This is a genomic window from Algoriphagus sp. NF (genome assembly GCF_028823735.1).
In the GTDB taxonomy this organism is placed as follows: domain Bacteria; phylum Bacteroidota; class Bacteroidia; order Cytophagales; family Cyclobacteriaceae; genus Algoriphagus; species Algoriphagus marincola.
In genome coordinates, this window is the sequence record NZ_JAPEIB010000044.1 from 18,262 (window position 1) to 29,089 (window position 10,828).

Genomic DNA, 10,828 nt, shown 5'->3' on the forward strand with positions numbered 1-10,828 from the left:
GATTAAAATGTGGCTGTAAGTGTCTCTCTGACCGGGGTCCCTTGCTTATTGACCTCCGTAAAAAACTCATGAAGGGCAAGCTCAGAAGCTTTGAAATCCTCGACAAAAGCGTCCAGTCCCATTTGGTATCCTCCAAAGGCTTGGATATAGATTTCGATGGCTGATTTTTCGGGCTTTTCCGTGGTATAGGTCAGGTATTGGTACAAGGACACTTCCACCCCATACACCTCACCGGCAGATCCTCTTCGGATATAGACTTCCTTGAATCTTCCTCGGCCCTCATGATTATCCAGCTGATTGATCGTGAAAATCTTTTTCCTTTCATTTTCATTGATGGACAGCAGGGAGGCGATTTGAGAATAATTGTCTTTGAATTTGGTCTGATCCAAGAGACAGATGGTATCCGAGTTATTGATAATGCTGTCTTTGACCACCGCATTTCCGATGATATCTCCCAGCTCTTGAGTTACCACAATGGCTTCTCCCCAGAATTTTCGGACGGTCTTATAGAGGTATAAGATATAGCCTGCCATGAGCGGGGAGGCGATTGCCTTCCAAGCCTCTTCGATGATGAGTGCTTTCCGGTATTTGGTTCGGAACCTCATTTTCTGGATGAAAACATCCATGATTATGAGTGTGACAATCGGAAAAAGCACCTTGTGCTCTTTAATGCTGTCGATCTCAAAAACCACAAAAGATTCGGTAAACAAAGACTGGTCAACCTCCTCATTGAGCAGGTTCTCAAACTCACCTCCTTGGTAAAACTTCTTCAGCACAAAGCGAAACTCTTCAAGTTCAAATCCGATGCTTTCACTCTCTTTGATTTCGGGGATTTTCTCCAAAGCGAATTCATAAAAGCTGTTGAAGCAGAGTCGATCGATTTCACTTTCCCCTGAGAAAAAGGAAGAATAGTAGGCCGAAATGGTACTGGAAATAACATCCGCTTCAACCTGAGAAACTGTTCCTTCTGCTGTCTTCCACAATAAAGAAATGAGGGTCAGGAGATAGTCTTTCTTCTCGATGTTGTACTCTTCTTCAGTAATTGAAAAAGGGTTGGTGGTTATTGGCTTTTCCTCAGTATAAGTGATGTATTTCCCTTGGTAGTATTGGCAAAGTCCGGAATACGAGTGGCCGGTATCCACAATGACCACATCCATCAGCCATTTAGGATTGGGCCGCTTATTCCACATGCAATACTGCTCGATAAGGGCATTCATAAAGAATGATTTTCCCGAACCGGAAGGACCCAGCACAAACTTGTTTCGATTGTTGATCCGATTGGTTTGCATCGGCAAATCAGCTGGATCAATCTTCAATGGGATTCCTTGTCTATCCGTAAATCGGATCTGGAAACCGCTTATTTCATCCTTGTTCAGTGATTCCTTCAAGAAAAAACATAATGCAGCATCAGAGGTGGTCAGGAAGTAATCGTAAACTTTCAACTCAGCGGTGTTGCAGGGAAGCAGTGTCCTGAAAAGCTCCAGTTGGTTATAGGAATTCTTGTTGGCAACAATCCCTTGTTGGAAAAGGGAGGATTCCACATAATTACAAGCTCCTTGTATGTGTTCCTTCTTAGCAGAAACGACCACATTGAAGTGGCAATTGACCAAAAGCTGATTATTTCTGGCTACGTCTTCTAATAACCTGTCAATATCTTCAACACATATATTATTGGCAGGATCGGGTATCCCGGAATGTCGCTTTCGCTTCAATTCAAGCTTGGTCAGCGTGGATCTCTGCTCAATAATTTCAATGACCTGGTTATAAACTATGGTTTGGAAATTGGGGACATCGAAAAGGAAGGCCATATTATCCACCGGAAACCCCTTAAGGCTATCCTTGTCGTTACGCTCCAAATGGGAGGTCACTTTTTCCGGAAGTTCTACCTTATCTGTATCCACCAAGGTGATCGACCGAAATGCTCTTTCTCCGCTTTCCACTTGACTTTCTTCGGCAAGTAGGTTGTCCAGTACAATCTTTTCCTCATGGAAATTCATACTGAGAATCCGTTTCACATATCGGTCAGTCTCCACTCTTGACAGTGCTTCAGTCTTAATTCCCGCACGTTCAAAAAGGTCTGTCACCTTACCCATTGTCTGGATAAAATCCATCACTGACTTTTGACTGTATCTGCCTCTTGCCCGTTTGGTAATCACCAAAAATGTCTTTAGCGAAGTGTATTGCCTCCCCTGGAAATGGGCATCATACTTTTGCTGTAGGTATTCTGTTGAGAATTTTTCGCTGTAGGTCTTTCTGGAAAAAATGTCCTGTTTTTGGATCAAATGCCCTTCACCCAATATTTTGATCAAATTGGTGTATAGCTGGTGAAAGGAATCGTACTTGGAAGAATCCGCTGAATATTGCAGGACAGGATTGTCCAATCCAAGGATGACACCGAAGTCACCCTTCAGATTGAATAGACAATGAAAACCATGGATCTGGTCTTCAATCCCCAGATAGGGAAGCTTAAATTCGTTCCTTTTTTTCCCAAACATGATTACTTCGATTTTAAGGATGTAGCGATCTGAAATACCCCTTTGTACCTTGTTTTGCTATGCAGTCCTTTTTTCTGCTGCTGAGAGGTGATGAAAAGTCCGGTTGTCATGACGGTTAGCGTAATCACCCCGCCTAAAACCATACTGGTTAAGCTCCCGATTAATCCTCCTAAGACGACCGCGATGACTAAGGAAGCGACTCCCCATCCGATGAATTTTCCCTGAAAGCCCCGATATATAAGAGGCTTTTGAAGCCCCTTATATATCGGAAATTGCTTAGCCATCAGACACCGAAAAACGCTTTGATGATCACGCTGACCAAGACCAAAAACAGGCAGGAACCGCCCCATCCCATCAATTCTTTATTGATGTCCTGATCACCGGAGTTCCATTTAATATAAACTCTTACCCCTCCGATCAGCCCTACTACCGCTCCGATTACCAGACAAAGACTGGCTACGGGATCCACATAGGCGAGTAGTGAGGATTCGGCTGCGGTGATTCCCTGAACACCTTGGGCTCTGGAGGTTGTCGTTGCAAGCGTAACAAGCAATGCGCTTGAGATCATTTTTTTGGTTTTGTTGAACATGGTTTTCATAGTTTATTGAGAAAATATTGATTTTGATTTTGCTTTTTTTGGGGGTATCAAGTCAGTGGAACAGCATACAATCCGCTGAGAAAAAAGCCCATCGTGGCCAAGAATAAACAGGCTCCGAACCAACTGACTACCTGCACATCGATCTGATGTCTTCCCATTTGCCAGTTGTTGTAAACCCGAAGACCGCCAAGCAATCCTGAGACTGCGCCCACGACAAATGAGAGTCGGGAAAGAGCCACATAGAAACTTTTCATATCGGTCTCCACTTCCTGAAATTTTGAAACTCCAGGAGGGGATTGGCCATAAGTCTCTGATCCCGACAAAAAGAGAAAGAGAGAAAGGATAGAGAATATGATAAAGCGATGAAATAGCTTCATGAGAACACGACTTTCTTTTTCATTTCAATACTGCCTTCCTTGGCTAGGACAAATAGGGAATTGAGCGTAGTCACCCCTCCGGTGGATTTGACTGGGCTGGGATCGTTGATTTCAAATTCGATATCCTCCGAATCCTCCTCGCTGTTGACCCATACTTCTGAAGCCGATTCCGTCTTGGGCTTCACTGGATCAAGCATCGGTTCATTATCCTCAATCACTGTCGGACTTTCGTCAAACTCATTGAGTTCCGTCTGGAATGTGTAGGCATTCCCTGCCGACACTTCTGAAACCTGTGGCTTTCGCAAAACATCGATGACGACATTTACCGCATAATACACCACATAGAAAAGGGATAGGTATAGAAAGAAGTCTGTCCAGTTCATGGCTATAGTTTTTGTATGGATTGTTTGATTTCGTTGACCAGTTCCGGATTGTTTTCCAGAAAGTCCCAGCATAGGAAATTCACAAAAGAGGTCACGTCCACTCCAAAAGTGGGACTGAGTAGTTTCAGGACTTCTTCTGTTCGAGTGTCCATCCGAATCAGCCGTTTAGAATCTCCGTTTACTTCAAAATCCTTTATAGCACTTATCAGATTATTGATTCCACGGCTTCTGGTTTTGACAGTCACTTTTCTTTTGGACTTTATAGAAGGCTTCGCCTCATTTTCAGGTAGTACCAGATCTGCCCTTACTCCTTGGACAAGTTTGCTTATGTAGTCTCCGTTTCCCATGGCTGGTCTGCTTCTATGTGATCATCAAATAATTTGTTGAAAATGGGATCCAGGATAGGCACGAGGGATTCCGGAGTGTAAGAGGTAGTTAGTCTTTGGAAGTCTATCCGATCCGATACCGGGGAGGTCAACTCACCAAATTGGCCGAGTGCCTGATTGACACTTTCCATGGTTTCGTACTTGACCGATGTTTTGACTCTGTTGGGGATCAGGATGATCCGGCTCTCGGGATTCACCTTTTTGACCACATAGCAAAACTCAAAGGTGCTGGTGACGCTGTATTCATCGTAGCAAAATGGACAGATGATCAATTCTGATTCCTTGAGTACCGGGACCAGGTTGTCGTCATCCATTCTCCCGGCAAGGTCAATGACGGTGAGAATTCTGGGATCTTGGGAGGCTCTTTTTCGGATAGACTTGAACCCCGGAATACTCGATAGCTCGACTTCATACAGCCTCTCATTTTCCAAGAGGTCCGAATTGAGATACTTGTTGTAAAGCGACTGCTGAAAGTCCATATCAAAGACTTTCACCTTTCTTTTCCTTTTCTGGACGGCAAAATTTGAAAACAGAACCGCAAGGGTACTTTTCCCCACTCCGCCTTTTTGGTTTGCGAATAGAATGATCATGGCCTTTCCTTTATCTGGTGAATTCATTGTCTCCCCTGCGCTTTTTGCTTCTTTTCCTGCCGTGAACCGACTCATCATCGATGTCATCGGCGATATTGAGTACCGGTGCGAGGTCAAAAATCGTTTGGCTTTGTCCTTCCTTATGGGGTTCGCTTTCTTGGAAGTATTGCCGTAATGCCAGCTGTTGCTCAGCAGAAAGAATGTCGCTGGCTGCGATATCTCCTTGGGCTGTTTTCAGGTAAGAATACCCATCCCGATTCTCCAGCTTCAAAGCATGGTTCTCCAAGCCTTGCCGAACGGTCGAAAAATCATTGAGGGCAGATTGGAGCTTTACTTTTGCCTCGATCAAATCGAGAGGCTTTTCCTTGCCTGATTTCTCAGGCTGGTAGGATTGGTTTTCCCCATTCTGTTCAAAAAATCGCTGAATCGGAAACACCTCACTTCCCTTAAAAATGATCTTGTTGAGATGATCAATCAGGGAATAGCCATAGGGTCTTTTTCCATCTTTGCCATGAAATACGAGCTGAAGCCCAAATTTGTCCCGAATAAAATCACCGAGATCTGAACGATACCCGGTTTGATTTCCTTCTTTGCCGCCAGGTTTAGGTTCAAAAAGACAAATAGGTAGGGATTGATAAACCTTGGAATACCGATCCAAAATCGCCTTTAGCTGTTTGGCCCGATCCTTATCCAACTGATAGGACTGGATCTTTTGGTTGAATTCTGAAACAGGAATCTGACCTTGTACCGAACCATACTTGATCAATTCGATTTGCCCGTCTTTTTCCCTTACTTTGAATCCCAGATTTTCAAGGAACAGAAAGCCTTGGGCTCTGGTACTGAAGCGAAACTCCATCAAGCTATCCGCAGCCTTCACTGCTTCATGCTTTGGATTAAGCCTCATGATCTCATTGATTGCTTCCTGTGCTCTGAGCTTTTCAAATGAATCACTGATCTTTTTGCCTTCTCTGTCGATCCTCGATGAAACAATATGGACGTGGTTATTTGCCGTGTCCTTGTGAAAAACGATCAAAAAGGGATTAGCTCCATAGCCCATTTTATCAATCCACTCATGGGCAATATCAGTCAGCTCTTCTTTGGAATACTCCCTGCCCTTGCAGCTGATCATCGCATGAAACTGCTTGTCCTTGACCAGTGTATTTCTGTTCGAATGAGCTATCAGGTAATTTTTCACCTCATTCGGTCCCACATCCTTGGTATCCTGCAAATACCCAAAATTCCGAAGCCGGGTCAGTTCTCCCTTTTCATTTTGGGTTTTGTTCGTGTTGTAGGTTACCCCATTGAATGAACTCGTGCTGGAAAGGATTTTAACTCTCATTTGATTGCCTGATAAATCTGTTTCAAAAACTTGTTCATGAAATCCCGATGCTCAAGATGCTTGGCCATCTGTATGGTGTGATTCAGAAAAATCTCCGGGGAAATTTTATCTCGATAGGTATTGGCGTGCTTGGCCAGCTGGTTGATATTGTTGTTCACCCTGGCCTGTTCGGCAACCACCTTATCGATTGCATTAAGGATTCCCTTGGTGTCAATGATCTTGATCGTGTCAGCACTTAGCTTCATTCTGATCAAATGACTTAAAGACACCCCAAGGGATCTGCTTTCCTCCTTCAATCGGGCAAAAACATCCGGCTTTAACCGGACTGATACCCAAGAGAGATTTTCTCTTTTCTCCATCATGGCGACATGTTGATGGGGGTAAAGGATTGGATTTCGCAGCCGAAAAAAAATACCTAAAACTGCGTAATTGGGATAAATAGGCATATCTGCGTATAGAGAAATCCCTATACGCAGATATACTTAGTCAGAGGACAAAGCCTAGAAAATCAGGATTATGAGTAGGAATTCAGGGCGTTGATCAGCTCAACTCGATTTTTGCTGTCAGCTTTTTTAAAAATTGTTTGAAGGTGTTTGTTGACAGTTCGTTCTGAAATAAAAAGTTCTTCAGCGATTTCTTTGCTGGTAAGGCCTTGGGCTACTTTCTCCGCCACTTCGCATTCTCGTTTGGTCAAACCCAATTCGGCACATCGCTGGCCAAAAAAAGCACTGGGATCAACAGGAGGTCTCAGGTCAGAATCATTGAGTTTTGCGAAGACCTTTCTGTTTTCGAAGATCATCTTTCGAATAAACAAAAACGTGATGATGATAAAGCCTCCATTGGTACAAATCACCTCGACGAATTGGGAGGCATCAACATAACTAAAAACCGGTAACAAGACCCAAGGTACCGCTGCCGAATAAGTCAAAATTGCTTCCAATGAATTTTGTGATCCTTCAAATTTCTTTCGGATACTCAGAAAAATGATCACAATCAAATAAATCGCATAAACCAAAGGAATAGCTAAACCATACCAGATGGTGGCTGGAAGGTCATCCAATAATGGAAGCCCAATACAAAAGAAAAGCAGGAATGGAGCTATCAAAAATATCCAAACGCCGATGCGCGCATTCCATCTCAAATCATCCAGTTCAAAAACTCGATAAAAATAATAGGGAAAATACGCCCCCATTACAAAGCCAGTCCCGTAGGCAAGATTGATCTGCAAATTGATATCAATCGGGAGAGCGGGATCTGGAAATAAACCTCCCGCAATATTGTAAATGATCAAGAGACCCAGGAGAATCAAATAGTATTGACGATTCTTTTCAGCGGGATTTTGGAGATACAAAACCAACTGAGAGACAAAAAATAGCACCTCGCACACGACAAAAATAAAAGTCGCCAGGTGCATGTCAGTTCCAAACACTGTCATAATTAATCCTTTCTATAGAAGTAAAATGGGAAGCCAAATTGAGCGGAAGATGCATACACTGAGAACCCAAAATTCTCATACCATTTAAAATTGCGTTCTGTCGAAGTCTCCAAGCAAACAGGAAGCTTCTTGTCTTCAGCCATGTCAAGAACTGACTTGAGCAGCTTGGAACCCTCGCCTTTACCTTGGCTTTCTGGCTCTACGCCAATGAACCAAACATAGAGAAATGGCTCTTTGGGCTGGACACCTTCGATGCTGGATTCCCGTTTGAGCACCTTTGAAATTCTCGATATTCCAATCCCTTGTAGTGCAAGTTTCAAGTCCCAAATCCAAAGATTAAAAGGCTTTTGCTTTCGGTCAGAATACTTGATCAAGACGCAGGATTTTCCGCTATCGGATACATACACTTCTCCGTTTTCCAGACAGTTTGCCAAACTGTACTCCATGAGAATTCTTCTTCCGGCAGCTGATTTGCCCACGACAAAATCCACGGATTTATTGCCTTCAAAAGAATTCACTAATATGTTAATGATTTTTTCTCGATCCTGTTCAATGAATTTTCTCATGGTTCAGTCATTTAAAATTTTACCGAGTTGCGAGGTTAAATCCCTCCATTTTGGATGATTCTGATAAGAATCACCGGAATGGCAAGTGCGTGTTTGTGAGAAAAATTCGGCAGAATTTGTGTCACAAATACACAACTTGCAAGGAACACGCAAAAGGTTCCTCAACACTCTTATTCATCTTCACATGCTGAAAAAAGCAAGGTCAATTCTTTAACATCCCTCAAGGCCATAGATTCCCCACTACCGGGAAAAGGTGCCAAAATTTTTGGCTGAAAATTAAATGTGGCGTACTGATTAAAATCGGAACAAACCTCAGATCATTAGAAAAAGGATATCGAAATATCCCTATATCGGTATTTCGATATATATAGATATGCAGATATGTACATATACAGAAAACCAATAATCATCTTTCAAAATACATTTGTAAGTATATATTTGTCATAAGTGATCTGCAGTAGACCGGCAAAAGGGAAAATAAACAAGGTCCTGTTTCTCAGACTCTATTTGCTGATGGCCCCCCTGAGTTCAAGAAATCAAAGAATGAAAAGCCCGAGCAGAACAGCTCGATTGAGCAATCCGAAAAGGCCAAGGATAATTCCTTTGAATATATCCAATTATAAAAATATATGGTTTTGCTATATTATGGAAAGAATTTATCGTTTTAAAACCCGAATCATCCAGATATGACTGAAAATCAACGGTTAAAAATCGTTAGAAAATTCCTTAAAGAGACCCAAGCAGGCTTTGGAGCTTCCTTGGGATTGACTCAGGCAGGGTATTCTGACATAGAACGAGGCAAGAACAGCGTTTCAGGAAAAATAAAGATCCTTTTAAAAAGGGAACACCACATCAATCTCCAGTGGCTGGAGACTGGAGAAGGTGAAATGTTCACAGCAACCATCGAGGACCGCGAAATGGATTCGGACAAACTGGGAAGCGAACAGCATTTCTTTGAGCGGCTTCAGGCCGAAATCGACAGGCTTCAAAAAGAAGTGACCCGACTCTCTGCTGAGAACAGCACCTACAGCGAATTGGTAAGATCCAAGAACCTGATCATCGAGAACTTGGAATCCAGGATTAATCAAAAGTAAATACATTTTTATATAAATACTTTTTTATGGAAACACATTTTCATATCTTTAGTTAAACCAAAGAGCTATGAAGACAATTTCCATCATGAATCACAAGGGAGGAACGGGTAAAACCACCTCCTCCATCAACATCGGTGCTGGGCTTGCCAAAAAAGGTCTTAAAGTTTTGTTATTGGATATCGATTCCCAAGCAAATCTGACTGAGGGATTGGGAAAAGGTGACCCGGAATTATCTGTTTATGATTCCATCCGGGAGAATAAAAAGTTGCCGATCCTAAATGTCTCCGAGAATCTGGACTTGGTTCCCTCTTCTATCGATCTTTTGGGCGCCGAAATGGAGATCGTATCCAAAATTGGCCGGGAGCAAATCCTCCATAAACTCCTAAAGCCAATCAGCTCAGAATACGACTACATCATCATTGACTGTCCCCCCTCGGTTGGGTTACTGACCGTCAATGCCATGGTAGCCAGTGATACCATTTTGCTACCGCTTCAAGGCGAGTATTTTGCCTACAAAGGAGTGGACAGGCTACTTGGGATAGTCAATGAAGTCCGGGATAACCTAAACGATAAATTGGAAATCGGAGGAGTATTCATTACCCAAATCAATCCTAATCGAATCCTAACCAAAACCATTGTGGAGAAACTTACTGAAGATCTCCAGGATAAAGTATTCGACACCAAAATCCGGATCAATGTAGCCTTGGCTGAAGCCCAACTCCAAGGCCAAACCATTTTCGACTATGCACCTGAGTCCAATGGGGCCAAGGATTATGAAATGCTGGTCGAGGAAATTCTAAACAGATTAAACTGAACAATACATGGCTAAGAAGCTAAATGACCCAAGCAAGGGCAATAAAAACCTCGGCACCAAACAGCGAGGCATCGGAGTTCTGATCAATCCCGAACTAGAAATCCAGCAAAAAGAAAAAGTATCCAGCAAAGAATTTGACACCGAAGATGTGAAAATCTATTCCCTTCGGATTCCTACCGCCATGTTTGACAAGCTGAAATATGAGATCGGCCGAGAAACAAAATTATCAATGCGGGATATGATTTTGAAGGCGGTGGCGGAGTATTATGGGATTTAGGAATAGCTAATTCATTTTTGAATAAAAAATTCAGACACCAGGACAGAAGAGCAAAAAAATGAGTTTCTATTTCTCCTGCCTTACGCAAAAAAAAGTCTTGGCCCACATTAAGTTTTTGTCACCTGTCTAAGATTCAAAGTCAAATATTTGAATAGTCCAACAAGAACTGTTAAGAGCATTGGTATTCCACTTAAAGCTGCCCAGTAGATTTGATATGAATCGTCTTTTTTTAAAAAATTATCAATAGAAAATAGCATCATACCCTGCCCGAAGAATAACACTAAAAAGGAAGTCAAAATTCTACTCCAAGTCTCTTTTGATTTGAAAAAAAGGAAGAGTCCAAAAACAGTCATTAAGGTGTTAAAGATAATTCCTGTAGTCTCCAATGACTCAAGTTTATCATTGTTAAAGGGGATACTAACTATGTGTGTAAGTCCCCCGTTTAAAGTCATCAGAATAACCTGAACAATTGGT

The 10,828-nt window shown here is 42.5% G+C and carries 15 protein-coding genes; 3 read left to right on the forward strand and 12 right to left on the reverse strand.

Annotated features, from left to right (window positions below; translation table 11 throughout):
* Positions 1 to 2: 2 nt before the first annotated feature.
* The 11 genes from OU792_RS16350 to OU792_RS16400 all read right to left on the reverse strand — a co-directional run bounded on the left by OU792_RS16350 (position 3) and on the right by OU792_RS16400 (position 8,169).
* Positions 3 to 2,495 carry a TraG family conjugative transposon ATPase gene (locus OU792_RS16350; RefSeq protein WP_274670749.1) on the reverse strand — a complete coding sequence of 831 codons (2,493 nt, stop codon included), beginning with the start codon at positions 2,493 to 2,495 and terminating at the stop codon, positions 3 to 5.
* A gap of 2 nt (positions 2,496 to 2,497) precedes the next feature.
* Positions 2,498 to 2,779: a DUF4133 domain-containing protein gene (locus tag OU792_RS16355; RefSeq protein WP_274670750.1), complete on the reverse strand. Its 282-nt coding sequence runs from the start codon at positions 2,777 to 2,779 to the stop codon at positions 2,498 to 2,500.
* Positions 2,779 to 3,063 carry a DUF4134 domain-containing protein gene (locus OU792_RS16360; RefSeq protein ID WP_274670751.1) on the reverse strand — a complete coding sequence of 95 codons (285 nt, stop codon included), beginning with the start codon at positions 3,061 to 3,063 and terminating at the stop codon, positions 2,779 to 2,781. The genes OU792_RS16355 and OU792_RS16360 overlap by 1 nt, the downstream gene beginning before the upstream one ends.
* Positions 3,064 to 3,140: 77 nt before the next feature.
* Entirely contained in the window at positions 3,141 to 3,470 is a 330-nt protein-coding gene (locus tag OU792_RS16365; protein WP_274670752.1) for a DUF4134 family protein, read from the reverse strand.
* Positions 3,467 to 3,853 (reverse strand): hypothetical protein, encoded by a 387-nt coding sequence (locus tag OU792_RS16370; RefSeq protein WP_274670753.1) that lies wholly within the window; start codon positions 3,851 to 3,853, stop codon positions 3,467 to 3,469. Before OU792_RS16370 ends, OU792_RS16365 begins: the two co-directional genes overlap by 4 nt.
* 2 nt (positions 3,854 to 3,855) lie before the next feature.
* A complete protein-coding gene (locus OU792_RS16375; RefSeq protein ID WP_274670754.1) occupies positions 3,856 to 4,200 on the reverse strand; it encodes a hypothetical protein in 345 nt (114 codons plus the stop codon).
* A complete protein-coding gene (locus OU792_RS16380) occupies positions 4,179 to 4,856 on the reverse strand; it encodes a ParA family protein (protein ID WP_274670755.1) in 678 nt (225 codons plus the stop codon). The genes OU792_RS16375 and OU792_RS16380 overlap by 22 nt, the downstream gene beginning before the upstream one ends.
* Complete coding sequence (locus OU792_RS16385; protein WP_274670756.1) at positions 4,840 to 6,168, reverse strand: relaxase/mobilization nuclease domain-containing protein; 1,329 nt, start codon at positions 6,166 to 6,168, stop codon at positions 4,840 to 4,842. The genes OU792_RS16380 and OU792_RS16385 overlap by 17 nt, the downstream gene beginning before the upstream one ends.
* The gene (locus OU792_RS16390) at positions 6,165 to 6,530 is read right to left on the reverse strand and encodes a plasmid mobilization protein (RefSeq protein WP_187176473.1); all 366 of its coding nucleotides are present in this window, start codon (positions 6,528 to 6,530) and stop codon (positions 6,165 to 6,167) included. Before OU792_RS16390 ends, OU792_RS16385 begins: the two co-directional genes overlap by 4 nt.
* 152 nt (positions 6,531 to 6,682) lie before the next feature.
* Positions 6,683 to 7,603, reverse strand: coding sequence for a helix-turn-helix domain-containing protein (locus OU792_RS16395; RefSeq protein ID WP_274670757.1), 921 nt, complete (start codon positions 7,601 to 7,603; stop codon positions 6,683 to 6,685).
* 2 nt (positions 7,604 to 7,605) lie between these two features.
* Positions 7,606 to 8,169, reverse strand: a complete 564-nt coding sequence (locus OU792_RS16400) for a GNAT family N-acetyltransferase (protein ID WP_274670758.1) — start codon at positions 8,167 to 8,169, stop codon at positions 7,606 to 7,608.
* 686 nt (positions 8,170 to 8,855) lie between these two features.
* Here OU792_RS16400 and OU792_RS16405 point away from each other — a divergent pair.
* The 3 genes from OU792_RS16405 (at position 8,856) to OU792_RS16415 (ending at position 10,354) form a co-directional block, all read left to right on the forward strand.
* The gene (locus OU792_RS16405) at positions 8,856 to 9,263 is read left to right on the forward strand and encodes a helix-turn-helix domain-containing protein (protein WP_274670759.1); all 408 of its coding nucleotides are present in this window, start codon (positions 8,856 to 8,858) and stop codon (positions 9,261 to 9,263) included.
* A gap of 67 nt (positions 9,264 to 9,330) precedes the next feature.
* Positions 9,331 to 10,077 carry a ParA family protein gene (locus OU792_RS16410; protein WP_274670760.1) on the forward strand — a complete coding sequence of 249 codons (747 nt, stop codon included), beginning with the start codon at positions 9,331 to 9,333 and terminating at the stop codon, positions 10,075 to 10,077.
* Between the two features lie 7 nt (positions 10,078 to 10,084).
* Positions 10,085 to 10,354: a hypothetical protein gene (locus OU792_RS16415; protein ID WP_274670761.1), complete on the forward strand. Its 270-nt coding sequence runs from the start codon at positions 10,085 to 10,087 to the stop codon at positions 10,352 to 10,354.
* A gap of 107 nt (positions 10,355 to 10,461) precedes the next feature.
* On the opposite strand, the gene OU792_RS16420 is transcribed toward OU792_RS16415, so the two are convergent.
* Positions 10,462 to 10,828: hypothetical protein (locus OU792_RS16420; RefSeq protein ID WP_274670762.1), on the reverse strand; the 367-nt coding region annotated here is incomplete at its 5' end.